At 72.8% G+C, this 24,290-nt stretch carries 27 protein-coding genes; 16 read left to right on the forward strand and 11 right to left on the reverse strand.

Annotated features, from left to right (window positions below; all coding sequences use genetic code 11):
• The first annotated feature begins 9 nt into the window (after positions 1 to 9).
• Genes QWJ90_RS00290 through QWJ90_RS00300 form a run of 3 tightly spaced genes read left to right on the forward strand, consistent with a single transcriptional unit; the run spans position 10 to position 3,070 of the window.
• On the forward strand, positions 10 to 843 hold the full coding sequence (locus tag QWJ90_RS00290; protein WP_290105558.1) for a hypothetical protein: 834 nt from the start codon (positions 10 to 12) through the stop codon (positions 841 to 843).
• A 51-nt stretch (positions 844 to 894) separates the two neighbouring features.
• Positions 895 to 1,491, forward strand: coding sequence for a DUF1992 domain-containing protein (locus QWJ90_RS00295; RefSeq protein WP_290105559.1), 597 nt, complete (start codon positions 895 to 897; stop codon positions 1,489 to 1,491).
• A gap of 10 nt (positions 1,492 to 1,501) precedes the next feature.
• Positions 1,502 to 3,070 (forward strand): deoxyguanosinetriphosphate triphosphohydrolase family protein, encoded by a 1,569-nt coding sequence (locus tag QWJ90_RS00300; protein WP_290105560.1) that lies wholly within the window; start codon positions 1,502 to 1,504, stop codon positions 3,068 to 3,070.
• Between the two features lie 117 nt (positions 3,071 to 3,187).
• Here the strand turns inward: QWJ90_RS00300 and QWJ90_RS00305 are convergent, their stop codons facing one another.
• From QWJ90_RS00305 to nagE, 3 genes are all read right to left on the reverse strand, one after another.
• On the reverse strand, positions 3,188 to 3,832 hold the full coding sequence (locus QWJ90_RS00305) for an SDR family oxidoreductase (RefSeq protein ID WP_290105561.1): 645 nt from the start codon (positions 3,830 to 3,832) through the stop codon (positions 3,188 to 3,190).
• A 78-nt stretch (positions 3,833 to 3,910) separates the two neighbouring features.
• Positions 3,911 to 4,357, reverse strand: a complete 447-nt coding sequence (locus QWJ90_RS00310; RefSeq protein ID WP_290105562.1) for a hypothetical protein — start codon at positions 4,355 to 4,357, stop codon at positions 3,911 to 3,913.
• 89 nt (positions 4,358 to 4,446) lie between these two features.
• Positions 4,447 to 6,351 (reverse strand): N-acetylglucosamine-specific PTS transporter subunit IIBC, encoded by a 1,905-nt coding sequence (gene nagE / locus QWJ90_RS00315; protein ID WP_290105564.1) that lies wholly within the window; start codon positions 6,349 to 6,351, stop codon positions 4,447 to 4,449.
• A 94-nt stretch (positions 6,352 to 6,445) separates the two neighbouring features.
• Here nagE and QWJ90_RS00320 point away from each other — a divergent pair, with 94 nt between their 5' ends.
• Together QWJ90_RS00320 and QWJ90_RS00325 are read left to right on the forward strand one after the other, a co-directional pair.
• Complete coding sequence (locus tag QWJ90_RS00320; RefSeq protein ID WP_290105566.1) at positions 6,446 to 6,994, forward strand: MarR family winged helix-turn-helix transcriptional regulator; 549 nt, start codon at positions 6,446 to 6,448, stop codon at positions 6,992 to 6,994.
• On the forward strand, positions 6,991 to 7,749 hold the full coding sequence (locus QWJ90_RS00325; protein ID WP_290105567.1) for a helix-turn-helix domain-containing protein: 759 nt from the start codon (positions 6,991 to 6,993) through the stop codon (positions 7,747 to 7,749). The genes QWJ90_RS00320 and QWJ90_RS00325 overlap by 4 nt, the downstream gene beginning before the upstream one ends.
• On the opposite strand, the gene QWJ90_RS00330 is transcribed toward QWJ90_RS00325, so the two are convergent.
• On the reverse strand, positions 7,736 to 8,584 hold the full coding sequence (locus QWJ90_RS00330; RefSeq protein ID WP_290105569.1) for a helix-turn-helix domain-containing protein: 849 nt from the start codon (positions 8,582 to 8,584) through the stop codon (positions 7,736 to 7,738). The two genes, QWJ90_RS00325 and QWJ90_RS00330, sit on opposite strands and share 14 nt — an antisense overlap.
• Positions 8,585 to 8,806: 222 nt before the next feature.
• On the opposite strand from QWJ90_RS00330, the gene QWJ90_RS00335 reads away from it, so the two are divergent.
• Positions 8,807 to 9,127: a DUF7882 family protein gene (locus tag QWJ90_RS00335; protein ID WP_290105570.1), complete on the forward strand. Its 321-nt coding sequence runs from the start codon at positions 8,807 to 8,809 to the stop codon at positions 9,125 to 9,127.
• A gap of 3 nt (positions 9,128 to 9,130) precedes the next feature.
• Here the strand turns inward: QWJ90_RS00335 and QWJ90_RS00340 are convergent, their stop codons facing one another.
• Complete coding sequence (locus tag QWJ90_RS00340; RefSeq protein WP_290105572.1) at positions 9,131 to 10,501, reverse strand: MFS transporter; 1,371 nt, start codon at positions 10,499 to 10,501, stop codon at positions 9,131 to 9,133.
• A 16-nt stretch (positions 10,502 to 10,517) separates the two neighbouring features.
• A complete protein-coding gene (locus QWJ90_RS00345) occupies positions 10,518 to 10,970 on the reverse strand; it encodes an SRPBCC family protein (RefSeq protein ID WP_290105573.1) in 453 nt (150 codons plus the stop codon).
• 167 nt (positions 10,971 to 11,137) lie between these two features.
• On the opposite strand from QWJ90_RS00345, the gene QWJ90_RS00350 reads away from it, so the two are divergent.
• A complete protein-coding gene (locus QWJ90_RS00350; RefSeq protein WP_290105575.1) occupies positions 11,138 to 11,767 on the forward strand; it encodes a hypothetical protein in 630 nt (209 codons plus the stop codon).
• 60 nt (positions 11,768 to 11,827) lie between these two features.
• On the opposite strand, the gene QWJ90_RS00355 is transcribed toward QWJ90_RS00350, so the two are convergent.
• From QWJ90_RS00355 to QWJ90_RS00365, 3 genes are read right to left on the reverse strand one after another with little or no spacing between them, the layout of a single operon-like run.
• A complete protein-coding gene (locus QWJ90_RS00355; RefSeq protein WP_290105576.1) occupies positions 11,828 to 12,436 on the reverse strand; it encodes a DUF3618 domain-containing protein in 609 nt (202 codons plus the stop codon).
• A complete protein-coding gene (locus QWJ90_RS00360; RefSeq protein WP_290105578.1) occupies positions 12,433 to 12,849 on the reverse strand; it encodes a phage holin family protein in 417 nt (138 codons plus the stop codon). The genes QWJ90_RS00355 and QWJ90_RS00360 overlap by 4 nt, the downstream gene beginning before the upstream one ends.
• On the reverse strand, positions 12,839 to 13,657 hold the full coding sequence (locus tag QWJ90_RS00365; protein WP_290105579.1) for a hypothetical protein: 819 nt from the start codon (positions 13,655 to 13,657) through the stop codon (positions 12,839 to 12,841). The genes QWJ90_RS00360 and QWJ90_RS00365 overlap by 11 nt, the downstream gene beginning before the upstream one ends.
• A 197-nt stretch (positions 13,658 to 13,854) precedes the next feature.
• On the opposite strand from QWJ90_RS00365, the gene QWJ90_RS00370 reads away from it, so the two are divergent.
• Positions 13,855 to 14,619, forward strand: coding sequence for an alpha/beta fold hydrolase (locus QWJ90_RS00370; protein ID WP_290105581.1), 765 nt, complete (start codon positions 13,855 to 13,857; stop codon positions 14,617 to 14,619).
• Positions 14,601 to 15,296 (forward strand): esterase/lipase family protein, encoded by a 696-nt coding sequence (locus tag QWJ90_RS00375; protein ID WP_290105582.1) that lies wholly within the window; start codon positions 14,601 to 14,603, stop codon positions 15,294 to 15,296. The genes QWJ90_RS00370 and QWJ90_RS00375 overlap by 19 nt, the downstream gene beginning before the upstream one ends.
• Before the next feature lie 7 nt (positions 15,297 to 15,303).
• Here the strand turns inward: QWJ90_RS00375 and QWJ90_RS00380 are convergent, their stop codons facing one another.
• A complete protein-coding gene (locus QWJ90_RS00380; protein ID WP_290105583.1) occupies positions 15,304 to 16,185 on the reverse strand; it encodes a manganese catalase family protein in 882 nt (293 codons plus the stop codon).
• Between the two features lie 304 nt (positions 16,186 to 16,489).
• On the opposite strand from QWJ90_RS00380, the gene QWJ90_RS00385 reads away from it, so the two are divergent.
• On the forward strand, positions 16,490 to 17,335 hold the full coding sequence (locus QWJ90_RS00385; protein ID WP_290105585.1) for a sigma-70 family RNA polymerase sigma factor: 846 nt from the start codon (positions 16,490 to 16,492) through the stop codon (positions 17,333 to 17,335).
• 29 nt (positions 17,336 to 17,364) lie between these two features.
• Here the strand turns inward: QWJ90_RS00385 and QWJ90_RS00390 are convergent, their stop codons facing one another.
• Positions 17,365 to 18,318, reverse strand: coding sequence for a glycosyltransferase family 9 protein (locus QWJ90_RS00390; RefSeq protein ID WP_290105587.1), 954 nt, complete (start codon positions 18,316 to 18,318; stop codon positions 17,365 to 17,367).
• 141 nt (positions 18,319 to 18,459) lie between these two features.
• Between QWJ90_RS00390 and QWJ90_RS00395 the strand changes: the two genes are divergently transcribed.
• The 6 genes from QWJ90_RS00395 to rfaE2 are packed head-to-tail and all read left to right on the forward strand — an operon-like array spanning position 18,460 to position 24,289.
• On the forward strand, positions 18,460 to 19,002 hold the full coding sequence (locus tag QWJ90_RS00395; protein ID WP_290105588.1) for a D-glycero-alpha-D-manno-heptose-1,7-bisphosphate 7-phosphatase: 543 nt from the start codon (positions 18,460 to 18,462) through the stop codon (positions 19,000 to 19,002).
• A gap of 32 nt (positions 19,003 to 19,034) precedes the next feature.
• Positions 19,035 to 20,063: a glycosyltransferase family 9 protein gene (locus QWJ90_RS00400; protein WP_290106319.1), complete on the forward strand. Its 1,029-nt coding sequence runs from the start codon at positions 19,035 to 19,037 to the stop codon at positions 20,061 to 20,063.
• Positions 20,060 to 21,100, forward strand: a complete 1,041-nt coding sequence (locus QWJ90_RS00405) for a glycosyltransferase (protein ID WP_290105589.1) — start codon at positions 20,060 to 20,062, stop codon at positions 21,098 to 21,100. The genes QWJ90_RS00400 and QWJ90_RS00405 overlap by 4 nt, the downstream gene beginning before the upstream one ends.
• Complete coding sequence (locus QWJ90_RS00410; protein ID WP_290105591.1) at positions 21,097 to 22,335, forward strand: glycosyltransferase; 1,239 nt, start codon at positions 21,097 to 21,099, stop codon at positions 22,333 to 22,335. The genes QWJ90_RS00405 and QWJ90_RS00410 overlap by 4 nt, the downstream gene beginning before the upstream one ends.
• Complete coding sequence (locus QWJ90_RS00415; RefSeq protein ID WP_290105593.1) at positions 22,332 to 22,952, forward strand: D-sedoheptulose-7-phosphate isomerase; 621 nt, start codon at positions 22,332 to 22,334, stop codon at positions 22,950 to 22,952. Before QWJ90_RS00410 ends, QWJ90_RS00415 begins: the two co-directional genes overlap by 4 nt.
• Entirely contained in the window at positions 22,949 to 24,289 is a 1,341-nt protein-coding gene (gene rfaE2, locus QWJ90_RS00420; RefSeq protein ID WP_290105594.1) for a D-glycero-beta-D-manno-heptose 1-phosphate adenylyltransferase, read from the forward strand. Before QWJ90_RS00415 ends, rfaE2 begins: the two co-directional genes overlap by 4 nt.
• Position 24,290: the final 1 nt, after the last annotated feature.

Below are 24,290 nucleotides of genomic sequence, written 5' to 3' on the forward strand. Positions count from 1 at the left end.
GATGGTCCGGTGACCATCGGACTCCTCCTCGACGTCGACGGCCCGCTCGCGAGCACCGTCACCCGCACGCTGCGCGTGACCTCGATCGCGCCCGACCTCGTCGCGCTCGCCCACGCCGGCGCGCCCGTCGTGTTCAACACGGGCCGCTCCACGGCGTTCCTCGTCGAGCGCGTGATCCCGGAGCTCGCGGCTGCCGGCCTCCGACCCGACGCTCCCGTATGGGGCGTGGGCGAGAAGGGCGCGACCTGGTTCTCGCTCGAGCCCGATGCGCCGGAGGTGCGGGTCGGCGAGATCCACGCCGACCTCGAGCTGCGGCCGCCGCAGGCGCTCACGGACGCCATCCGCGCACTCGCCGACCAGCACACCGACCTCATGTTCTGGGACGACACCAAGCGCACGATGATCTCCATCGAGCAGAACCTCGACGTCGCGAGCGAGGCGTACCTCGCGGCACAGCCCGCGCTCGTCCGCGCCTGCCAGCAGGTCATCGACGACCAGGGGCTGAGCGACCGGTTCCACATCATCCCGACGATCATCTCCATCGATATCGAGCACGTCGACGCCGGCAAGGCGCTCGGCGCCGCCCGCGCGCTCTCCCTCGTCGAGCAGCGGATGGCCGCGCCCAGCCGCTGGTTCACGGCGGGAGACTCCCCCAGCGACTACGACATGGCGCGGTGGCTGCACGCCCGCGGCGACGCGGTCACCCATCTCGACGTGCGCGTGGACGGCGAGGCGATGACTGAGCCGTTCGAGGTCGTCCGGGAGATGCCGACGCCGGAGCGCGCCGAGGACGACATCACCGCGGAGCACCTCGGCCGGCTGCGGGCCGAGCTCCCCGCCTGACGACCCGCGCCCCGCTCGCGCGTCGTAGCCTGGAGGCGCGGAGGTGACGCCATGGCAGCACGCGACGAGGAGCACGTCGACCCGCGCTTGAGCGCGGTCCAGTACCGCATCGATCGCATGCGCGAGGAGCTCGGCGAGACGGACGACACCCCGACGGGCTCCGCGGGCGCTCCCGGGCTGACCGATCGACCCGCCTACGTCGAGATGGTCATCCAGCAGGCGATGCGCCGCGGCGAGTTCGACGACCTGCCCGGTGCCGGGCGCCCCCTCGAGGGCCTCGGCGAATCGCACGACCCCGACTGGTGGATCCGCCGCAAGATCGAACGCGAGGGGCTGACCGGGCTCGGCCCGCCCGCCCTGCAGCTGCGCTCGGAGCACGCCGGCCTCGCGCAGACGCTCGACACGATGTCGCGCGAGCAGGACGTGCGCGAGCACCTCGACGACTTCAACCGCCGTGTGAAGCTCGCGCGCATGCAGCTGCTCGGCGGCCCGCCCGTTGTCACGCCGCTCGTGGACATCGATGCCGAGGTGGCCGGATGGGCCGCCCGACGGGAGGAGCGCCGGCAGGCGGCTCGCGCCGTCGCGGCGCCCGAGCAGACGCCGCGACGCCGGCGGCTGCGACGTCGTCGCGGCGCGGACGGCCGGTAGCATCGGTCGGATGACGGATGCACCTGCCGCCGACGCCGGCGCCGCTCTCGACGACGACCCGCGCACGGCGCGGCGCGTGCCCGAGGCGATCGACGAGTACCAGCGGCGCGAGCGCAATCCGGAGTACCGCGTCGACGTGGAGCGCATACGCTTCTCTCCGTACTACTCGCGCCTGTCGGCGGTCACCCAGGTCATCGCCCAGGCCGGCGCGGGACTCGCCGTCCACAATCGGCTCACGCACTCGGTGAAGGTCGCCGCCGTCGCCCGCGGCATCGCCGTGCAGCTGTCGCACAGCGCGGGCCCGGAGGGCGAGATCGTCGCCCGGCTCGGCGGCTGCGATCCCGTCGTCGTGCAGGCGGCCGCCGCGGCCCACGACCTGGGCCATCCGCCCTTCGGCCACCTCGGCGAGCAGGCCCTCGACCGGCTCGCGCGCGACCGCTTCGGTCTGCGCGACGGCTTCGAGGGCAACGCGCAGACCTTTCGCATCGTCACCCGGCTCGATGAGTACGACCGGGCCGGCGCGGGTCTCAACCTGACCGCCGCGGTGCGCGCGGCGGTGCTGAAGTATCCGTGGCTGCGCGCCGAGGGCGACGGCTGGTCCGGTCGACCGGAGGCCCCGCGCGGCATCACTCCCGCCTCGCCCGGCAGCGGCGCCTACAAGTTCTCCGCCTTCGCGCTCGACGCGCACGAGATGCGCGCCGCCCGCGCTCCCTACCCCGCGATCGCGCCGCTGCAGCAGACGATGGAGTGCTCGGTGATGGACATCGCCGACGACATCGCGTACTCGCTGCACGACCTCGACGACTTCTACCGGGCGGGGCTGCTCAACCAGTCCACGATCTCCGCCGAGTTCCGCGCATGGCGCCGTGACCGCGCCGCCCTGCACGCCGCCGCCCAGGGCGACCTCGTGCTGTCGCAGCGCACGCCCGGTCGCTCGCTCGAGCTGCTGTGGCGGCGACTCGAGGCGAAGGACCCGTGGATCGCCGACGAGGAGGTCTTCGCAGCCGCCGTGGCCCGGGTGACGGACGAGGTCATCGACGGTCTCCTCGCGGTGCCGTTCGACGGCTCCATGCTCACCGAGCGCACGCTGTCGCAGTTCACCGCCGCCTGGATCACCCGGCTGCAGCACTCCGTGACCGTCAGCGAGACCCCGCCCATCCGCTCCGGGCACGTCAGCCTCGACCGCGACGCGTGGCACGAGGTCGCGGTGCTGAAGTTCCTGCACCAGCGCTTCATCCTCGAGCGCCCCGACCTCGCCCTGTACCAGCGCGGCCAGGCGAGCGTGCTCGAGCGCCTCGTCGACGGCTTCGCCGCCTGGCTCGACGACCCGCACGACGTGCGGCGGGCGCCGCGGCGCCTCCTCGACCTCGTCGACCTCGCCGCCGAGGACTACGCCCGACTGCGCCGCGACGAGCCCGAGCTCGCCGACGCGTCAGACGGCGTCGAGCTGCGGCGGCGCGCGACGGGCCGCGGCATCATCGACTACGTCGCCTCGCTCACCGACGCGCAGGCCATGCACATCGACGCGCTCATCAACGGCTCGCCCGAGCGTCTCTGGGACGCCGGCCAGGGCCTCTGACAGGTCCGAGCACGGCGTCCGTCGCGGGCGATGCCGGCAGCGCGATGTGCACGGCCGGCCCCGCGGCCGCCGTGCCCGCCGTGCCCGCCGCCGAGACGGCGAGCACGGCGCGGCGGGTCATGCCGCGATCGCCTCGGTGATCGGCGTGCTGCCGTTGCCGAACGGGATCGAGCGCCCGACCGTGCTCGCATCGGCCAGCACGGCGGCGGCCACGGCCGCGACATCGCCACGCGAGACGCGCCCGTCGCCCGGGTCGGCGGTCTCGATGAGACCGGTCGGCTCGTCGAGGGTCAGCCCGCCCGGCTGCAGGATGGTGTACTCCAGGCCGCTGCCGCGCAGGTGCTCGTCGGCGGCCGCCTTCGACTCCGCGTAGGCGTAGAAGGCGTCGTCCTCGGGGACGCCGTGGTTCGGCCCCGCGCCGAGATACGACACCATGACGTACCGCGAGACGCCCGCCGCGCGCGCGGCGTCGATCGAGCGGATGGCCGCATCGCGGTCGACGGCCCAGGTGCGTGCGGGGTTCCCGCCTCCCGCGCCAGCCGACCAGACGATGGCGTCGTGACCGCGGACGAGGTCGGCCAGGCCGTCGACGTCCAGCGTCTCGATGTCGGCGATGACCGGCTCGGCGCCGGCCGCACGGACGTCGGCCTCGTGATCGGAATTGCGGATGACGCCGGTGACGGCGTCGCCGCGCTCGGCGAGCAGCGGCGCGAGGCGCAGCGCCACCTTTCCGTGTCCTCCGAAGATCAGGATGCGTGCCATGGGTATCCCCTTCCGGTTGCGTCCGTCCACCCTATGCGTGCGGCAAACCGCCCAGGCCGTGGGGCCCGGGCGACGCCGTCACGCGCCGCACACCTCGGTCAGCTCGCTCTGTGCGTCGGTGAGCTCGGTCGACGACGTGGTCATCGCCTCGCTCGCCTCCGTGACGGCGTCGACGTCGGTCATGTCGAGACCGGTCATCGCGTCGATCTGTTCGGCGAGGTCGCCGAACGCGCCCGCGAAGCGGTCGAACGCGGGCTTCACCTCGTCGTTCGTGACCTTCTCGCCCAGGGCGCTGATCTCGTCGTTCACGCTGCCGACCTGCTCGGCCAGCGAGCTCGAATCGCCGCTCGTCATCGACGTCGAGATCTCGCTGAGGCTCGCGCTGAGGTCCTCGTTCCCGCTCTGGATGACCTCGCAGGCCTCCTCGACGGTCTGACCGCCCCCGCTGCAGGCCGCGAGGCCGGGAAGCAGCGCGAGTGTGGCGGTCGCTGCGAGTGCGGTCCTGGTGATGCGGCGGATGGCCATCAGTCTCTCCTGTCGTCGGCGGTGGGTGGGCCGCGCACGCGACACCACGCCGACACGATGCCGACGACCCCCTTCTCGACCCTAGCCGGTCAAGACATCTGAACCGAGGCGTCGGGGTTGTTGAGCACGACGACGGGGGTGATGGTGGGATGACCCGCCGCACGCAGGCGGTCGAGGTCGATCCGCAGCAGCGGCGTCCCGGCCGTCACCTCCTGACCGGCGGACACCAGCGTCTCGAACCCCTCTCCCGCCATGTCCACGGTGTCGATCCCGACGTGGATGAGCAGTTCGGTGCCGTCCGCGAGCACCATCGCGACCGCGTGCGCGGTCGGGAAGACGTGTTCGACCCGCCCCTCGGCCGGTGCGACGACGGTGTCGCCGGTCGGCTCGATCGCGACGCCCGGCCCCATGATCCCCTCGGCGAAGGTGGGATCGGGCACCGTCGACAGCGGCACGACCCGCCCCTCGATCGGCTGACGGAGCCGGACGACGGCGGGCGCCGTCGTGAGCACCGGAGTCGGCGCCGCCGCGTCGTCTCGTCGCTCGGCCACGGGGGCGCGACCCGCCATCAGATCCTCCATCGCGTCCTTCACGAACTGGACGTTCAGGCCGTAGACGACCTGCACGGCCCTGCCGCCCGGGCGCATGACCCCAGCCGCTCCCGCACGTCGCAGCGTCGCGTCGTCCACCTTCGCGACGTCGGCCACGACCATCCGCAGCCGCGTCGCGCAGTTGTCGAGCTCGACGATGTTCTCCTGCCCGCCGAGCGCCTCGAGGAATCGCGCGGCGGTGCCCCGGAAGCGATCGTCGCCGTCGACCGGCCGGACGCCGTCGGTCTCGACCTCGTCGTCCTCGCGTCCGGGCGTCTTCAGATCGAACCGCACGATGACGAAGCGGAAGACGAGGAAGTAGACGGCGAACCAGAACACGCCCATGACCGGAATGAGCCACGGGTTCTGCGCCATCGGGTTCGTCCATCCCAGCAGCAGGTCGATCGCGCCGCCGGAGAAGCCGAAGCCCATCCGCACCGGCAGGATGGCGCTGATCGCCAGGGAGATCCCCATGAAGACCGCGTGGATCAGGTAGAGCACCGGGGCGAGGAACATGAAGGCGAATTCCAGCGGCTCGGTCACGCCGACGACGAACGACGACACCGCGCCCGAGAGGAGGAGGCCCGCCGCGACCTTCTTCCGCGTCGTCTTCGCCGTCACGTACATCGCCAGCGCCGCGCCCGGCAGGCCGAACATCATGACCGGGAAGAAGCCCGTCATGTACTGGCCGGTCACGCCGTACTCGCCCTCGCCGCCGAGGAAGTTCACGAGGTCGTTGATGCCCGCCACATCGAACCAGAACACGGAGTTCAGCGCGTGGTGGAGGCCCAGCGGGATGAGGATGCGGTTCATGAAGCCGTAGATGCCCGCGCCGAGCGGACCGAGCGCGGCGATGAACTCGCCGAAGGCCACGAGCGCGCCGTACACGACCGGCCAGGCGAGGAAGAGGATGAGCGCCACGACCAGCGACATCCCCGCCGCGACGATCGCGACCGACCGCTTGCCGGAGAAGAACGCGAGGGCATCGGGCAGGCGCGTGTCCTTGAAGCGGTCGTAGCTGAACGCGCCGATGAGCCCGGCGATGATGCCGACGAACACGTTGTCGATCACGCCGAACGCCGGATCGACGGCGCCCTCCTCGACCCCCTGGAAGAGCGCGACGTTGGCCGGCGACAGCAGCGTCGTGATCGTCAACCACGACACGAGGCCCGCCAGCGCGGACGTGCCGTCGGATTTCGACGCCATGCCCAGCGAGATCCCGATCGCGAACAGGATCGGCATGTTGTCGAGCAGCGCGCCGCCGGCGCCGTTGAGGAACGTGACCGCGACGTTCTCCCCCGCGACGTTGCGGATGAAGAAGGCGACGCCGACGAGGATGGCCGCGATCGGCAGCACCGCGACGGGCAGCATGAACGATCGGCCAAGCCGCTGGAAGAACTTCATCCTGACCTCCGGAGACGAGCGATGCGGCCGACGGTACACGCTGCCGCGGACACCGCCAAGGAGATCGGCGGGCGCCGTCCTATGCTGTGGGGTGGTGGCAGATGCGCGCGGTTACGAGAGCGGCGATGACGAGGTGGACCTCATCATCGACGCCTGGTCGGCGATCCTGCCCGACGTCGACCTCTCGCCGCTCGATGTGATGTCGCGCCTGCGCCGCGTCGCCCGCGACCTGCAGCGCGTGCGCGAGTCGGCGTTCTCGGCCGCAGGACTGCGCGCGTGGGAGTTCGACATCCTGTCGCTGCTGCGCCGCTCGCCCGAGCAGGCGATGACGCCGTCGCAGCTGGCCACGTGGACCACCGCCACCAGCGGCACCATCACCTACCGCATCGAGCGGCTGGAGGAGCGCGGCTATCTCGCGCGCACCGACAACCCCGCCGACCAGCGCAGCCGCATCGTGACGCTGCTGCCGGCGGGCCGCGATCGGGTCGAGTCCGCCATGCGCACGCTCGTCGCGCAGGAGTCGGCCCTGCTCGAGGGCCTCAGCTGGGCGCAGGTGGCCTCGCTCATCGACGCGCTGCGCACGATCGGCGCCACCACGCGTCGAGGCGCGCGCCCGGGGACGGGACCGGAGACCGCGTCGTGACCCTGCGGTACACCCTCATCGCCGAGCTCCTGCGCGGTCGGCGTCACGAGCTGCAGCCCGAGGACGTGGGTCTCGCCCGTGACCACGGCAGGCGCGTGCCCGGTCTGCGCCGCGAGGAGGTGGCCGAGCTCGCCGGCATCAACCGCGACTACTACATCCGCCTCGAGCAGGCCCACGGGCATCTCCCCTCCCCGCAGGTGGTGGCGTCGCTGTCGCGCGCGCTGCGGCTCGACGCGGACACGACGGAGTACTTCCAGCAGCTCGCGCAGACGAGCGCGACACGCGCCATCTCGCGCCGCGACGGACTGCCGAAGGGCGCGTTCGCCATTCTCCGCCTCGTGGAGCCGCACCCGGCCTACATCACCAACGGCATCCACGACGTGCTGGTCGTCAACCGCGCGTGCGCCCAGGTCGCGAACGGCTTCCTCGACGTCGGGCGGAACCTCCTCGTGGAGGTGTTCGAGCACGAGGACGAGGCGCCCTCACCCGGCGAGTGGCGGGAGACCGCCATCCGCCTCGTCGACTCCCTGCGCTTCCAGGCCGCACCCGACGAGGAGCGCTTCCAGGAGCTCGTCGCGACGCTCCACCGGCGCTACCCGTCCTTCCGGGCGCTGTGGGAGCGCCAGCGCGCACGCAAGCTGACGTTCGGGACCAGCCTGTTCTACGACGTCGAGCACGGATGGCAGCGGTCGACCTGGCAGACGCTCGTCGTGCCCGACCATCCGGATTCGCTGCTGACGGTCATCCACCCGTGAGGGCGGCGTCCTCTCCCGCCGCCCGGGAGCGGAGCGTCGTCAGCACCACGTGCATCACGCTGCGGCGCAGCCCGTCCGCGAGCTCGTCGCGGACGACCTCGGGGAGGTTCTCGAGCCGGTAGTAGAGCGTCGTGCGATGGATGTGGAGCCGCCGGCACGCTTCGGAGACCCGGCCGCCCGCGTCGAGATACGCCTCGACGGTCGCGAGCTGCGCGTCGTCGTCCGACCGCCAGAGGGCGAAGGCGCCGGGCGAGGCGCGGCGCAGCAGATCGACGGGGACCTCCACGTCCTCGAGGAGCAGCCGCACTCCCGGAGGCAGCCGCAGGCCGTCGTCCATCGCGGTGCGCGCGTGCAAGGCCTCCCGCACGGCGGGAAGCAGGTCGTCCTCGTCCGGGTGGAGGGTCGCGTCGTGCAGACGCGCGTGCGGATGGCCGTGGCGGCGCACCTCGCGCTCCAGCGCCTGCCGCGCGGGCTCGGGCACGCGCGAGCACGACGTGACGAGCACGGGCAGCCCGAAGGCGTCGCCGATGTGCCACGTCGCTCCGCGCCCGTCCGCCTGCAGCGCCATCGCCAGTCGTCGCAGATCATCGGCGGACGTCGCCGAGTCGACGAGCGCGACCAGAAGCGGGGAGGCCGCGTCGAACCACCGACGCTCGCGCGCCTGCGCGAGCGCGCGCACTCGAACGGCCCGCTCCGCGTCGAGCAGCCGCCGGAAGACGCGGAGACGTCCTCCGGCCGACGCCTGCGCCTCATCGACGGGCGTCTCGGCTCGCCCCCTGAGATCGTCGTCCTGCCATGGCCGCTGCGCGCCGGGCACCGCACTCGTCTCCGACATGTCCTGCTCCACACTCGCGCCGCGCACCACGCACGGAGACACCATCACATCAAGAAAGTAGGGCGATCTCAGGGTGCCGAGGGTGCTCTTTCCACACCCACCCGGCCACATCGCGGCGCGTCCTGGTGCTTTTCCGACGTTCGTCGGAAAAGCGCCACGTTCCGCCACGCCCAGGGAGCAGCACGCGGACGTCGCACATCCCGGCCGTCTAGCGTTGTGCGCATGGGAGTGCTCTACTACGGCGCGAATGCCTCCGCCATCCACATCGACGATCGTGCCCTCGCGCACCTCAAGGTCGTCATCATCAGCAAGCTGCGCCGCGACGAGAGCTTCTCGGTCTCCTGGCGCCATCCGGAAGAGCAGGACGACGGCCGCAGCACCATCTGGGTGCACCCGGCCATCCCGCTGCGCTTCGAGTTCGACGAGCCTCAGGCTCCGCCGCTCAACCGCGAGTGGGTCGAGGAGCTGGCCGTCTCCGCGAACGCCCTCGGCGGCATCCAGCTCGTCGAGGAGCACATCAACAACGCGCCCCGACCCCTCTGACCCTCACGCCGGCGCGTCGCGGACTCCCAGCCAGGACGCGACGCCGCCGGCGGCGAACAGCACCGCGGTCACGACGGCCGCGGAATGGAACCCCGCGAGGTCCAGGCGCCCGCCGACGATCGTCGCCAGCAGCGCGATGACGAGGAGCCCGGCCACCCGCGAGACCGCGTTGTTCACGGCCGAGGCGATGCCCGATCGCTCCGTGTCGATGGCGCCGAGCACCGTCGCGGTGAGCGGCGAGACGGTCAGCGCGAGTCCCGCGCCCAGCACGATCATCGACGGCAGCACCTGCCGGACATAGTCGAAGTCGTGCTTCACGGTCAGGAGCAGGGCGGCGCCGACGGCCATCACCAGTGGCCCCGCCGTCATGAAGCCGCGGGTCCCCCAGCGGCCGGCGAGCGTGCCAGCCCTGGCGCTGAGGAGGATCATGAGGATGGTCACCGGCAGGCTCGCAAGTCCGGCGAGTGTGGCCGGAAGCCCCGCGCCCTGCTGCAGGTAGACGCCCACGACGAAGCCGTTGAGGGCCAGGGCGGCGTAGATGAACAGTGTCGCGAGGTTGCCCGCCGAGAAGTTCCGCACGGTGAAGAGCTCCAGCGGCAGGATCGGATCTCGCACCCGGCGCTGACGGAGGAGGAACGCCGCGAAGAGCACCGCGCCGATGACGAGCGGCACGGCGATCGCGGGAGACGACCAGCCGAGCCTCGGCTGCTCGATGAGCGCGAACACGGCCGCGCCGAGCCCGAGCGCGCAGAGCGCTCCGCCGGCGAGGTCGATCCGCACTCCGGGCCTGCGCGCATTGCGCGCCTCCAGCCGGGTGAGGAGCCACAGCGTGACACCGATCGGCAGGACGTTGATGAGGAAGACCAGGCGCCACGACAGCAGATCGACGAACAGCCCGCCGATCAGCGGGCCCGCGATCATCGCGGCGGTGGTCCACGCCGTCCAGACGCCGATCGCCCGCGCCTGCAGGGGCGGGCGGATGGCCGCGGTGATGAGGGCGAGGGAGCTCGGCACGAGGAAGGCCCCCGCCGCACCCTGCACGGCGCGCGCGGCGACGAGCAGGGCGGGGTCGGGGGCCGCCGCGATGACGAGCGAGGAGAAGCCGAAGCCGACGAGCCCCCACCGCATCACGAGGATGCGGCCGAAGGCGTCGGAGACCGATCCGGCCAGGAGCATCAGCGCGCTCAGGGTGACGAGATAGGCATCCACCACCCACTGCTGCGTCGTGAGGCCCCCGCCGAGCTCCCGGCTGATCGCCGGGAGCGCGACGTTGACGACGCTGCCGTCGAGGAAGCTCACGAACGACGCGAGGATCGCGATCACGACGACGAGTCGCTGCTGCGCCGTCAGGCGCTCTCCGGTCGCGTCGGCCACCGGCCCCTCCTCGGCGTCAGGAGATGTCGCCGCGCCAGGCGCCGGTCTCAGCGCCGCGCGACTCGATGAACTCCTTGAAGTGCGCGAGGTCCTTCTTCACAGCACGATCGTCGAAGCCGAGGACCGCACCCACGTTCTCCGTGAGGCTGGTCGGCTCCCAGTCGAGCTGCACGGTCACGCGGCAGCTCGTGTCCGACAGGCGGTGGAACGTCACGACTCCGGCGTGGTCGGCGTCACCCGAGATGCTGTTCCACGCGACGCGCTCGTCGGGGTGCTGCTCGGTGATCTTCGCCGTGAACTCGCGCTGGACGCCCCCGATCTCGACCTTCCAGGCGGTGGTCTCGTCGTCGATCTGACGGATCGACTCGACGAAGCTGAGGAACTGCGGGAACGTCTCGAACTGCGTCCACTGGTCATACGCCGTGGTCACGTCGACGTCGACATCGATGCTCTCTGTGATGCGAGCCATGAGGTGTCCTTTCCGATCGATTGCGTGGATCTCCATCGTGCGGGGACTGCGGCGGGCAGTGAAGGGGTTGCGGCATGCGCACGCCTCGGGTATCGCGAGCACGGGACAGATCGCGCGCCCGCTCGTAAGCTGGAGTTCGGGACACCACGCGGCGGAAGGCAGACGGCATGACGCATCAGCATCACGCGGACCGGGCGCTCCCCTCGGGCAGCCCCGTGTTCGCGTTCGACCAGGCGGTCGACGGGCTCGCCGAGGAAGGCGCCTTCCTCGCGCTCGGGCCCGACCGTCAGGCGGCCCGTTATCTCGCGGAGGCGCACCGGGTGCTCGACGACGTGCGGACAGCCATGCACCGTCTCGAGGTGCGCGCCGCCGACACGACCTTGCGCAAGCGCGCTCGCAAGCGCCTGCACGGCATGGCCGCCGAGCTCGCCGAAGTCGGCCTGCGCGACGTCGAGCGGGTGCGGGCGACGGCCGAGCGGCTGCGCATGCGCCCGATCGACCCGGCCGCGGGCTGGGGCAGGAACCTCAAGGTGCAGACCACCCGGGGCCTCGCCTGGGGCGTCGAGAAGTGGACCGGTTCGCCACTGGCGGCCGTCGAGCTGCGCAGCACCCGCACCGCGGCGACGGTCGAGCGGAGCGCCGATCTCGTCGTCCAGCGCGGACGGGCGCCGCGCTCGCGGCTGCGCACCGGACTCATCGTCGGCGGCGGTGCCGTGGGCGCGGCGGTGGTCGGCGGCGCCTCGCTCGCCGCCTACGGGGCGTGGAGCCTGATCGGCCTCATCCTCGGCGTCGGCTGAGGCCGGACAGTCCGATGGGCGGGACCCGTCGGGTCCCGCCCATCGACGTGCGCGTGCGGGTCAGCTGCCCTGCACGTTCTCGCGCGCATCCTTGGCGCGGTCGGTGACGTTCTCCGCCGACGACTGGGCCTCGGAGCGCACGGTGCCCGCGGCGTCGGTCGCGGCGTCCTTGACGGATGCGGCGGCCTCCTGCGCGGGCTCCTTGAGGTTGGAGCCGACCTCCTGGGCGACGCTCTTCGCCTCGTCCAGCAGCGGCTGCGCCTGCTCCTTCACGTCCTCGGCCATCCGCTTCTCCTTCTCGGAGGCGGGGATGAGCGAGGAGATGAGCAGACCCGCTCCGAAGGCGATGAGGCCCACGGCCATCGGGTTGCCCTCGGCCTTGGCGGCGGCGCGGTGCGTGGCGTCGGAGACGGCCGAGCCGGCTCCCGAGACGGAGCCGGAGACCGAGCCGCCGACGTTCGAGCCCGCGCGGTGCATGCTCGAGCCGGCGTCGTCGACCGCGCCCATGACGCGCTCGCGGACGGAGCCGAACGCGCCCTTGAGCTTGCTGGTCTGCCGGTCCATGATCTTCGAGGGCGTGACCTTGTCGACGAGGGCGTCGGCGTCGCGGCCGAGCTCGCGGCGGGTGCGCTCGATGTCGGCGCGGATGGCCTCAGGTGAATCAGTCATCGGTTCTCCTCATTTCTCTTCAGAGCGTCGGGGATCTTCTTCAGCGACTCCACGGTCTGCGGAGCGCCCTTCACGGTCTTCATGTCCTTGCGGCCCTTGGCGAACAGGACGGCGGCGATGATGCCCCAGATCACGGCCACGATGACGGCCGACCATCCGAGCCCCGTGAGGAGCCCGATCGCCCACCACAGCGCGACGGACAGGAAGAACACCGCCATGAGGCCGGCGTATGCGGCGCCGCCCATCATCCCCGCACCCTTGCCGGCGCGCGTGGCCGACTGGCGCAGCTCCGCCTTGGCGAGTTCGAGCTCCTGGCGAATGAGCAGCGAGATGTCGCTGGTCACCTCCGACAGGAGATCGCCGAGCGAGGTGGCCGCGGCCTTCTCCTCGGACGGGGTGTTCTCAGATTCCATGCTGGCTCCCCTCATCGCCCGTGAGGTTCTGCGCACGGGACCGGTCGTAGACGGGCGTGCCCTCGTTGCGCGTCGGCGGAACCACCGGCGGCGTCACGGGGGCGCCGGTGGCGGAGCTGCCGACGACGGGGGCCGTGCCCGTGCCGCCGATCGTGCCCGCGCCGCCCACGGTGCCGCCCGGGACCGCCGGCGGCGTCGATGCCGGCGTGGTCGTCACGGGCGGGACAGGCGGGGTCGTGACGGGACGGGGCGCTGCGCCCGCACCGGCGACACCCGATGCGTCGCTCTCGTCGTGCGCGCTCTCGGCGAGAGCGCGGGTGAGGCGGCCGGCGGCGAGACCCGCCACCAGCGCACCGGCGATGAACACCCCGGGCTTGCGGCGGGCGAAGTTCTTCACCTCGTGCAGCAGGTCGCCGGGCTCGCGATCCTCGAGCCACGACGACGCGTCGGTGAGGCGCGTCGACGCCTGGCGCACCAGGTCGCTCGCGATGCCGGGGTTCGACGGCGCCTCGCCCACCGCGAGCGACTGCAGCTCGTGGCCGATCGTGCGGAGGCCGTCGGCCACGCGGCGCTGCTGGCCCGCGGCCTGGTCCTTCAGCTCGCTCTGGGTCTGCGAGTACACGCTCTTGAGCTGCGACTTGGCCTCGTGTGCGACGTGCGAGGCCTCCTCCTTGGCGGTGCCGAGAACGTGCCCGGCCTCCGCCTGGGTCGTGTCCTTGAGACCGGAGGCCTCCTGCCGGGCCGACTCGACCGCGCCGTTGGGGCGGCTGTCCGCCTCGCTCGGCACCTGACCGGGAATCTGAGACATGTGTGACTTCCTTTCCGTTACCGCTCGGATGGACTGATTGAGATGCAACACGGTCTCGCGCCGTTCCGCGCGAGGGTTGACGTGCGACCGGATTCTGTGGCAGAACGCGCCTGCGGTCGTGTTCGAGGCCCTTCTGCACGATCGTGCGCGGCGTCAAGCCCGAGACAGCGAGCGGCCCGGCCCGGAAGACTGCGGGGATGCCGACAGAGCGACTCGTGCAGGTGCGCGACATGACCTTCCGCGTCCACACGACCATCCGACCCGGCGCCGAGCGCGTGTTCGTGCTCGTGCACGGCATCGGCATCTCACACCGCGCGTTCGCGCGGCTCCACGATGTCCTCGCCGCCGAGCACACCGTGCACTCCCTCGACATGCCGGGCTTCGATGACCTTCCGGAGCCCGAGCGCTCTCCCGACGTCGTCGAGATGGCGAGCCTCCTGGGCGAGGTCGTGGCGGGCCTCGCCGAGCAGCCGGTCGTGGTCATCGGCAACTCCATGGGCACGCAGTGGGCGGTGGAGCTCGCTGTGCAGCGCCCGGACCTCGTCTCGCACGTCGTGACGGTCGGCCCCGTCGCCGACGAGCGGCATCGCAGCGCGCTGCGCCAGGGCATGTCCCTCGGGCTGGACTGTCTGCGCGAGACGCCCGCGACCGACCTCATGGTGCTCACGGACTACGCGCGCTGCGGACCGCGCTGGTACGCGCGCCAGCTCCCGCACATGCTGAGCTACCGCATCGAGGAGCGGGTCCGGGTGCTCGAGCGCCCGCTGCTCGTCGTGCGCGGCGGCCGCGACCCCATCGCAGGGCGCCGCTGGTGCCGCCGCCTGCGCGACGCGGCGCCGCGCGCGCGGCTCGTGGAGATGCCGGGCCATCCGCACCTCGTGCAGCACACCGCTCCGCGCGCGGTCGCCGCCGCACTGCAGGACTTCCTCGCGACGGAGACCGCGTGGCTTCCCGCGGCGTGAGCGAGCTGCTGCGGCGGGCTGTGTGGTGGGCGGCCGACTACGCCTACGCGGGGCTCGGGCAGGTACGCGCGATCACCCGACGTCGCTCGGCCCGGGAGTTCCGCGGCGGGCGACTCGCTCCCATCGTCGTGATCCCCGGCGTCTATGAGTCCTGGCGGTTCCTCACGCCGCTCGTGGTCGCGCTGCACGATCGCGGACATCCCGTGCACGTCGTGGAGCCGCTGCGTCACAATCGCCGCCCATTCGACGAGGGCGCGGAGATCGTCGCGCGACTTCTCGACGAGCGCGACCTGCACGACGTCGTCCTCGTCGCGCACAGCAAGGGCGGGTTGATCGGCAAGCGGATGATGTCGGCCACGGCCGCCGCCTGGCGCGTGCGCGGGATGGTGGCGATCGCGGCGCCGTTCGGCGGCTCGCGATACGCGAGATTCCTCGCCCTCCCGACCCTGCACGCGTTCTCCCCGCGCAATGCCGCCATCCTCGCCCTCGCGCGGGAGACGGAGGTCAACCGCCGGATCGTCTCGGTCTACGCCCGCTTCGATCCGCACATCCCGGAGGGCAGCGAGCTCGCCGGAGCGCGGAACGTCGTGATCGAGACGGGCGGCCACTTCCGCGTCCTCGCGCATCCGCGCGTGATCGCCGAAGTGGCCGCCTTCTCGGAGCCCTCGCCGGGCTGACCCGGTCCTACTCCTTGTGGAACATGTCCTGCGCCGCGCCGGCGATCTTCTCGATCCGGTTCGGCACCTCGGTCGTGCCGTAGAAGCGCGCATCGGGGTGCGTCGGGCCCGGGTACGGAGCCGTCGTCGTGGGCCCGTCGTGGTACGTGAACTCGCCCTTGCCGTCGGGCGTCGGGCCCGAAGCCCACGAGCCCTCGCTCGCGGCCGCGCCGTCGCTGAAGTTCAGGTACTGGTACGACACGTCGCGCTCCTCCTTCGAGAGCGGGAAGTTGCTCGGCACCGGCAGCTCCTCGATCTTCTCGGCCTTCAGCTCCTCCGCCGCGGCGAGCCACTGGTTCTGATGCATGGTGTCCCGAGCCAGGAGGAAGCCGAGCAGATCGCGCACACCGTGGTCGTCGGTCATGTGGTAGAGCCGCGCCACCTGGAGGCGGCCCTGCATCTCCGCATTCGCGTTCGCCGTGAAGTCGGCGAGCAGGTTGCCGCTGGCCGTGATGTACGAGCCCGACCACGGGTTGCCCATGCTGTCGGCCGGACGCGCACCGGCACCGGCCACGATCCCCTGCTGGATGTCGGTGCCTCCGACGACGGCCGCGACGGTGGGGTCCTTCTGCACCGCCTCGTCCGTGATGCCGAGGGGCGACTTCTCGAGCAGCTGGGCGATCATGACCGCCAGCATCTCGACGTGGCCCATCTCCTCCGCCCCGATGCCGAACACCAGGTCGCGGTACTTGCCGGGCATGTGCATGTTCCAGCCCTGGAACTGGTACTGCAGAGCGACGGTGATCTCTCCGTACTGACCGCCGAGCACCTCCTGGAGCTTGCGCGCGTAGACCGCGTCGGGGGCGTCGGGCTTGGCCTTGTGCTGGAGTTCCTGTCGATGGAAGAACATGAATCGCCTTTCGAGTCGGATCCTGCGGTGATGCCGTAAGTCTGTGCTCGATATGCCGGTGGGCGCAGGGGGTTCCGGTGCACGGGGGGCACGTGGCACAATCCGCTCTCCGGGCCGGGACTTCTTCTACAACTCCTTCTCCTTCTCCGCAAGCCACTTCCCCCGGGCGCGGGGATGCGGTTCTCTAGGAGCAGTTCCCTCCGGAGCGCAGCTTCGGAGTCACCACGACCGCAGATGCCGCGGGCGACACGCGTGCTGACGCGGCGCTCGTGACCACCTGCGCGACGCTTCGAAAGAGGTGCCCATGCCCGTCACGACCCTCGCTTCCCTCGGAAGCCCCACGCGCCGGGCTGCGGCAGCGGCCCGCCGCGCCGAGCAGGATGATCGGAACGCGCGCTCGGTTGCACTGCTGACCGAGGCGCTCGGCGCTCCCGAGGCCGAACGGCGGCGGATCCAGCAGCGGGTCGTGGTCGACTACCTCGACGTGGCGGACGCGGTGGCGAGCCGCTACCTCGCGCGCTCCCAGGACGCGGGCGACCTGCGGCAGGTGGCGTACCTCGGGCTCACGAAGGCCATCCAGCGCTTCGAGCCGACTCGCGGCGGGGACATCGTCTCCTTCGCCGTGCCGACGATCGCCGGCGAGATCAAGCGCTACCTGCGCGACACGAGCTGGCTGGTGCGCCCGCCCCGGCACCTGCAGGAGCTCCACTCGGAGCTGCGGACCGCCATCCCCCGCATCGCCCAGCGGCTGGGTCATGAGCCGAGCACGGCGGAGATCGCCCAGGAGACCGGCTTCGGCGTCGACGACATCGTGCAGGCGCTGGACTGCGGACAGAGCAGGCAGCCGGCCTCGCTCGACGCGCCGCACGGCATCGCGGCCGACGGCCTGGGCACGCTCACCCTCGGCGACACGCTGCGCGCGACGGGCGGCGAGTTCGCGCGCGCCGAGGTGGCCGCGGCCCTCGCCGACGCCTGCCGCACCCTCAGCCCGCGCGAGCGCCGCATCCTCTATCTCCGCTTCGTGCACGAGCAGACGCAGGCCGAGATCGCGCGCGAGTGCGGCGTCACGCAGATGCAGATCTCGCGACTGCTGACGAAGATCCTCGCCACCCTGCGCGGCCGCCTGACCCCCGACCTCCTGGCGGCATGAGGGCGGCCGGGGTCGGAGCGCCGACGGGATCAGGCCGCGCGGCGCACCCGACGGGCGGCTGCCAGCACGTCGTCCGCTGTGACCGCCAGCAGGGCGGGGTCGGGGGCGTCGGCGAACGCGTCGCCGCGGCGCAGGCTCGCGTCGGTCAGGGCGATGTGCGGACCGGCCGGCGGGCCCCACTCCTCCACGGGCGCCGGGCCGAACACGATGACCGACGGCGTGCCGTACGCGGACGCCACGTGCGCCGCGCCGGTGTCGGCTGTGACGACGACCGCCGCCGCCGCGATCAGCGCGGCCAGCGCGGTGAGGTCGGTGCGCCCGGCCAGCACGTCCTCGTCGGCGATCCCGACTGCCGCCGCGACGGCCTCTGCGCGCTCGCGATCGGCGGCCCCGCCGGTGAGCATCACGCGCATCCCGTCCTCGCGCAGCGCGGCGGCCACGGCGGCGAACCGCTCGACGGGCCACTGGCGGGAGCCGTAGAAGGCGCCGACGTGGATCACCGCCGCCCCGCGCGCGAGCGGCTCCTCGTCGGGCACCGAGATGGCGACGTCGTCCTCGTCGGCCGGCGCGCCGAAGGCCGACACCAGTCGCGCCCAGCGGCGGCGCTCGAGGATGCCGTCGAGCCACGGCAGCGCCTCGGGGTCGGACGGCGAGCGGTGGACGATCTTCACCCGGGGCTCGAGCGCGTCGATGACCGCGCGGCTCTCGGGGCCGTTCCCATGCAGGTTCACTGCGACGTCGACGACGCCCGGCGCCAGCGGCAGCAGATCGTCGAGGCCCGGGGTCGGCAGCAGCGCGTCGATGTCGCCGACGAGCGCGGCCACGGGCGCCAGCCACCCCGGGCCCGCGAAGACGAGCTCGTGGTCCGGGTACGCGCGTCGCAGCCCGTGCAGGGCCGGGACAGCCACCAGGAGGTCGCCGAGCTTCAGCGCGCGCAGCGCCAGGAGGATCGGCCGGTCGGAGGGTTCGGTGAAGATGCGCACCCGTCCATCCTGGGGTCTCCGGGGAAGGCGGCGGTAACCGACCCCCGGTCGAGCACGCGGATGGCGGGGCCGCGCCACGCCCGGAGGGGAAGTTCTCGCGGAGGAGTTTGCTTCCGCGCCGAGGAGGGAAGTGCTTCTTCTATGACCGCCGACGACGCCCTGCGCGCGATCCTCTTCGATCGCGACGACACTCTCATCGTCGACGTGCCCTACAACGGGGATCCGGAGCAGGTGACGCCCATGCCGACGGCGGTCTCGGCGCTGCAGCGCGTCCGCGCGGCGGGCCTCGCCACGGGCGTCGTCAGCAACCAGTCCGGCATCGCGCGCGGCATCCTCACCCACGAGCAGGCGCGCGCGGTGAACGCCCGCGTGGACCAGCTGCTCGGTCCCTTCGACGTCTGGCGGTACTGCCCGCACGGGCCCGAGGACGGCTGCGCATGCCGCAAGCCCCTGCCCGGCATGGTGCTCTCGGCGGCCGCGGCCCTCGGCCTCGCGCCGTCGCAGGTCGCCGTCATCGGCGACATCGGCGCCGACATGGGCGCGGCGGCTGCAGCCGGCGCGCGGGCCGTGCTCGTGCCGACCGCGCGCACCCTTCCGGAGGAGGTCGCCGCCGCACCCGCCGCGGCCACCGACCTCCGCGCGGCCGTCGAGATGCTGCTCGCGCCCGTGGGAGCAGCCTCGTGACCCGGCGCGTGCTCGTCGCGCGCCTGGACAGCATGGGCGACGTGCTGATCACGGGCCCCGCCGTGCGGGCCGTCGCGCGCGAGGCCGAGGTGGTCATGCTGTGCGGTCCGCGCGGTGCGGCCGCGGCGGCCCTCCTCCCTGGCGTCGCCGAGGTGCTGGTTTGGGACGCGCCCTGGATCGCCGACCCTGCGCCGGCCGCCACCGATGAGCACATCGGGCGCCTTCGCGAGCTCATCGCCGCGGCCGACGTGTCCGAGGCGGTCATCCTCACGTCGTTCCACCAGTCGCCGCTCCCCCTCGCGCTCATCCTGCGTCTGGCGGGCGTGCCGCGGATCGCCGGCGCCTCCGTCGACTACGCCGGCCCGCTCCTGGATGTGCGACTGCGGCCCGGCGAGGACCTCCCCGAGGACATCCCCGAGGTCGAGCGCGCGCTCGCCATCGCGGCGGCCGCCGGGTTCGCTCCCGAAGAGGATCGGCGCATGCGCGTGGCGACGCCGCCGGACATGAGCGAGCTCACCGGCGCGGACCCCTACATCGTCCTGCACCCGGGCGCGGCCGTCGACGCGCGCCGTTGGCCGCCCGAGCACTTCGCCCGCACGGCGGCGCTGCTCGTCGAGGTCGGACGCCGCGTCGTGGTGACCGGCTCCGCGGGCGAGCAGGACCTCGTCGACCTCGTCGTCGCCGCGGCACCGGGGGCCGTCGACCTCGCCGGCGACCTCGAGCTGTCGCAGCTGGCCGGGGTGCTCGCCGGCGCGGACGTCGTGATCGTCGGCAACACCGGGCCCGCGCACCTGGCCGCCGCCGTGGGAACACCCGTCGTGAGCCTCTTCTCCCCCGTGGTCCCGGCCATCCGCTGGGCGCCCTACGGGGTGCCCGTCGCGCTCCTCGGCGACCAGGAGGCGGCCTGCCGCGGCTCGCGCGCGCGGAACTGCCCGGTGCCGGGACACCCGTGTCTCGCGGGCGTCGCTCCCGAAGAGGCGGCGGCCGCGGCCATCCGCCTCGCCGACGAGCATGCTCGCATCCCCTCACCCCTCTCCTCGAAGGACGGAGTCACCGCATGAGGATCTTGGCCTGGCACGTGCACGGCGGATGGATGAACGCCTTCCTCTCCGGATCGCACGACTACCTCATCCCGCTCGCGGCGGGCGCGCCCGCCCCGCCGCTCCCGCCCGCCGCGCGCGCGGTCGACGAGACGGCGCTCCGCGACGAGGAGATCGACCTCGTCGTGCTGCAGCGCCTCGAGGAGATCGATCTCGTGGAGCGACTCCTCGGTCGCGTGCCGGGGCGCGACGTGCCGGCGGTCTTCGTCGAGCACAACACGCCCAAGCAGCACCCGATCGATCAGCGGCACCCGCTGGGCGACCAGACGGACATCCCCATCGTCCACGTGACGCACTTCAACCGGCTCGTGTGGGACAGCGGCCAGGCTCCCACGGTGGTCATCGAGCACGGCATCCCCGATCCGGGCCCGCTGTACACCGGCGAGATCCCCGCGCTCGGCGTCGTCGTGAACGAGCCGGTCCGGCGCGCGCGCGTGACGGGTACCGACCTGCTGCCGCGCTTCGCGGAGGCCGCTCCCCTCCACACCTTCGGGATCGACAACCACCTGCTGCCGGCCGCTCTGGGTCTCGGCGAGGATCGCCTGCAGGTGGTCGGCGACCTGCCCACCGGGCGCCTGCACTCGGAGCTGGCGCGACGCCGCGCGTACCTGCACCCGCTGCGGTGGACGTCGCTCGGGCTCTCGCTGCTGGAGGCCATGCACCTCGCCATGCCCGTGCTCGTGCTCGCGACCACCGAAGCCGCGCGCGCGGTGCCGCCGGAGGCCGGCGCCCTGTCGTCCGACCCGGAGGAGCTGGCGCTGGCGGCTCGGCGCCTCATGGACGACCCGGACGACGCCCGGACACGTGGCGCCGCGGCCCGCGCGTTCGCGCTCGAGCACTACGGCCTGGCGGCCTTCCTGCGGGCGTGGGACGGGCTCTTCGAGGACCGCGTCGCGGCGCATGCCGCGGCACGACGTCGGCGGGCGTCCGCCGGCACCGGCGACGCGCGGCGGATGGCGCCGACGCTCGTCACGATCACGGAAGGAACGGACCGATGAAGATCTCGATGGTCTCCGAACACGCGAGCCCGCTGGCCGCACCCGGAAGCGTCGACGCCGGCGGCCAGAACGTCCACGTCGCCGCCCTGTCGCGCGCCCTCGCCCGCCGCGGCCACTCCGTGACCGTCTACACCCGCCGCGACGACGAGGCGGTGCCGCACCGCGTCGCCTTCGACGAGGGCGTGGACGTCGTGCACGTCGACGCCGGCCCCGCCGAGCACGTCGCGAAGGACGACCTCCTGCCCTACATGGGCGAGCTCGCCGCGGGCCTCGCCGCTCACTGGAGCGACGACCGCCCCGACGTCGTGCACAGCCACTTCTGGATGTCGGGTCTCGCCGCCCTCGACGGCGCGGCTGCGCTGCGCGGCGCGAGCACGCCGCCCCCGGTGCTGCACACCTTCCACGCACTCGGAGCCGTCAAGCGCCGGCACCAGGGCGCCGCCGACACGAGCCCGCCCGAGCGCGAATACCTCGAGCCGCGCGTGGGCCGCGAGGCGGACACCGTCGTCGCGACGTGCTCAGACGAGGCATTCGAGCTGCGCGCCCTCGGCGTGCCCTCGCGCCGCATCGCGATCGCGCCCTGCGGGGTCGACCTCGACCTCTTCCAGGCCAAGGGACCCGTCGAGGAGCGCGGTGCTCGCTACCGCGTGCTGAGCGTGGGGCGCATCGTCCCCCGCAAGGGCGTCGACCTCGTCGTGCGGGCGATCGCGCTGCTGCGCGCGGAGGGCATCGACGACGTCGAGCTCATCGTCGCCGGCGCCACCCCCGGCGACCCCGAGGTGCACCGCCTGCAGGAGCTCGCGGACGAGCTGGGCGTGAGCGACCTGGTGCGCTTCCGCGGCCAGGCGAGCCGCGAGGACATGCCGGCCCTGCTGCGCTCGGCCGACGTCGTGGTGTGCGCGCCCTGGTACGAGCCGTTCGGCATCGTGCCGCTGGAGGCCATGGCCTGCGGCACCCCCGTCGTCGCGGCATCGGTCGGCGGCCTCATCGACAGCGTCGTCGACGGCGTCACCGGACTGCACGTGCCCCCGCGCGACCCCGAGGCGATCGCGTCGGCGCTGCAGATGCTCCTCCCCGACGCGGACCGGCTCCGGGCCTTCGGCGCCGCGGGACGCGCGCGCGTCGAGTCGCGCTACTCGTGGGACCGCGTCGGGGCCCAGACCGAGCGGATCTACCGCAACACCCTGTCGCGCTCACGTCGAGCGGGGCACCGTCTGGAAGGAGCGGCGCTGTGACCATCGCCGAGACCGCGCGACCCGACACGGGCGCCGATGTCGATCCCGTCCGCGAGCACCTCCGCGACGCCGCGGCCGCCCTCATCGCCGCCGAGCAGCACGCCGACCGCCTGCGAGCCTGGGGGGTGGAGCTCGCCGCCCGCCTGAGCCGCGGCCAGCGGATCCTCGTCGGCGGCAACGGCGGCTCGGCCGCCGAGGCCCAGCACCTCACCGCCGAGCTCGTCGGCCGCTACCAGCACGACCGGCCCGCGTTCTCCGCCATCGCCCTGAACGCCGAGTCGTCGAGCGTCACCGCGATCGGCAACGACTACGGGTTCGACGAGGTGTTCGCCCGCCAGGTGCGCGCGCACGCGCGCCCGGACGACATCGTGCTGCTGCTGTCGACGAGCGGGGCGAGCCCGAACCTCCTGAGGGCCGCGCAGGCCGCACGCGAGGCCGGGGCGACCACGTGGGCGCTCACCGGTCCGGGCCCGAACCCGCTCGCCGATGCGAGCGACGAGGCGATCTGCCTCGAGGGCGCGTCGCCGCACGTGCAGGAGGCGCAGCTCGCGGCCATCCACGCCGTCTGCCTCGTCTTCGACGCGCAGGTGCAGAACGAGGAGGGGGCTCGGTCATGAAGATCGCGGTGGTGGGAGACACGCTGCTCGACGAGGACATCGACGGGACCTCGACGCGACTCTGCCCGGATGCGCCGGTTCCCGTCATCGAGGTCGGCGATCGCTCGCGACGCGCCGGCGGCGCGGGACTCGTCGCCACGATGCTCGCGCGCGACGGTCACGAGGTCGTGCTCGTCACGGCGCTCTCCGACGACGGCCGCGCGCAGCAGCTGCGGGAGTGCCTCGCCGGCATCGGCGTGGTGGCCGGCCCTTCGCATGCGCCGACGCCCGTGAAGACGCGGCTGCGCACGAACGGGCTCCCCGTCGGGCGCCTCGACGAGGGCTGCGAGGAGCCGCCGGCGCCCGAGGTGACCGCCGACATGCTCGCCGCGATCGCCGTGGCCGACGCGGTCATCGTCGCCGACTACGGTCGTCGGCTCGCCGCCGACGAGACGCTGCGCGCCGCGCTCGCCGAGCGCGCGGCCCAGGTGCCCCTCGTGTGGGACCCGCACCCGCGCGGCGCGACGCCGATCGCCGAGGCGCACCTGGTGACCCCGAACCAGGCCGAGGCGACGGCCGCGGCGGGCGTCCGCGACGCCGACGAGGCGGCGGCGGTCCTTCGGGAGCGCTGGGGCTGCATGGCCGTCGTCGTGACGCTCGGCGACCAGGGCGCCCTGCTCCTCGAGGGCGACGAGGCCGTGCGGCTGCCCGCGCTTCCGGTGGCGACGTCCGACCCGTGCGGTGCGGGCGACCGCTTCGCGGCGACCGCGACCACGGTGCTCGCCGAGGGCGGCAATCGCCGTGCGGCGGTGCGGGCCGCCATCGACGCGGCGGGCTCGTATCTCGCGGCGGGCGGTGTGGCATCGCTCGCCTCGCGCGAGATCGCGCACCTCGGCGACGACCGCGGTGACGCGCGCGCGATCGCGGAGGCCGTCCGCGCGCGCGGCGGCACGGTCGTCGCGACCGGCGGCTGCTTCGACCTCGTCCACGCCGGCCACGTCCGCACGCTGGAGGCCGCGCGCGCGCTGGGCGACTGCCTCATCGTGTGCCTGAACTCCGACGACTCGGTGCGCAGGCTCAAGGGCCCGCAGCGCCCCATCATCGGGCAGCAGGATCGCGTGGAGCTGCTGAGCGCCCTCGCATGCGTCGATGCGGTCGTCGTCTTCGATGAGGACGGACCCGAGTCCGCGATCGAGGCCATTCGCCCCGACCTGTGGATCAAGGGCGGCGACTACAGCGCGGAGAGCCTCCCCGAGGCCCGCATCCTCGAGCAGTGGGGCGGCCGCGCCCTCACGCTCCCCTACCACCTCGGCCGATCCACGACGGCGCTCGCCTCGGCGCTCGCCAAGGTCGGCTGAC

It is taken from the genome of Microbacterium oryzae (assembly GCF_030406385.1).
In the GTDB taxonomy this organism is placed as follows: Bacteria; Actinomycetota; Actinomycetes; order Actinomycetales; family Microbacteriaceae; genus Microbacterium; species Microbacterium oryzae_A.

Bases quoted from the DNA above. Each gene is read 5' to 3' on its own strand.
- QWJ90_RS00295 (WP_290105559.1), top strand. From the start codon at position 895: ATGGCAGCACGCGACGAGGAGCACGTCGACCCGCGCTTGAGCGCGGTC.
- QWJ90_RS00300 (WP_290105560.1), top strand. From the start codon at position 1,502: ATGACGGATGCACCTGCCGCCGACGCCGGCGCCGCTCTCGACGACGAC.
- QWJ90_RS00305 (WP_290105561.1), bottom strand. From the start codon at position 3,832: ATGGCACGCATCCTGATCTTCGGAGGACACGGAAAGGTGGCGCTGCGC.
- QWJ90_RS00310 (WP_290105562.1), bottom strand. From the start codon at position 4,357: ATGGCCATCCGCCGCATCACCAGGACCGCACTCGCAGCGACCGCCACA.
- nagE (WP_290105564.1), bottom strand. From the start codon at position 6,351: ATGAAGTTCTTCCAGCGGCTTGGCCGATCGTTCATGCTGCCCGTCGCG.
- QWJ90_RS00330 (WP_290105569.1), bottom strand. From the start codon at position 8,584: ATGTCGGAGACGAGTGCGGTGCCCGGCGCGCAGCGGCCATGGCAGGAC.
- QWJ90_RS00335 (WP_290105570.1), top strand. From the start codon at position 8,807: ATGGGAGTGCTCTACTACGGCGCGAATGCCTCCGCCATCCACATCGAC.
- QWJ90_RS00345 (WP_290105573.1), bottom strand. From the start codon at position 10,970: ATGGCTCGCATCACAGAGAGCATCGATGTCGACGTCGACGTGACCACG.
- QWJ90_RS00350 (WP_290105575.1), top strand. From the start codon at position 11,138: ATGACGCATCAGCATCACGCGGACCGGGCGCTCCCCTCGGGCAGCCCC.
- QWJ90_RS00355 (WP_290105576.1), bottom strand. From the start codon at position 12,436: ATGACTGATTCACCTGAGGCCATCCGCGCCGACATCGAGCGCACCCGC.
- QWJ90_RS00360 (WP_290105578.1), bottom strand. From the start codon at position 12,849: ATGGAATCTGAGAACACCCCGTCCGAGGAGAAGGCCGCGGCCACCTCG.
- QWJ90_RS00365 (WP_290105579.1), bottom strand. From the start codon at position 13,657: ATGTCTCAGATTCCCGGTCAGGTGCCGAGCGAGGCGGACAGCCGCCCC.
- QWJ90_RS00370 (WP_290105581.1), top strand. From the start codon at position 13,855: ATGCCGACAGAGCGACTCGTGCAGGTGCGCGACATGACCTTCCGCGTC.
- QWJ90_RS00380 (WP_290105583.1), bottom strand. From the start codon at position 16,185: ATGTTCTTCCATCGACAGGAACTCCAGCACAAGGCCAAGCCCGACGCC.
- QWJ90_RS00385 (WP_290105585.1), top strand. From the start codon at position 16,490: ATGCCCGTCACGACCCTCGCTTCCCTCGGAAGCCCCACGCGCCGGGCT.
- QWJ90_RS00395 (WP_290105588.1), top strand. From the start codon at position 18,460: ATGACCGCCGACGACGCCCTGCGCGCGATCCTCTTCGATCGCGACGAC.
- QWJ90_RS00400 (WP_290106319.1), top strand. From the start codon at position 19,035: ATGGGCGACGTGCTGATCACGGGCCCCGCCGTGCGGGCCGTCGCGCGC.
- QWJ90_RS00405 (WP_290105589.1), top strand. From the start codon at position 20,060: ATGAGGATCTTGGCCTGGCACGTGCACGGCGGATGGATGAACGCCTTC.
- QWJ90_RS00410 (WP_290105591.1), top strand. From the start codon at position 21,097: ATGAAGATCTCGATGGTCTCCGAACACGCGAGCCCGCTGGCCGCACCC.
- rfaE2 (WP_290105594.1), top strand. From the start codon at position 22,949: ATGAAGATCGCGGTGGTGGGAGACACGCTGCTCGACGAGGACATCGAC.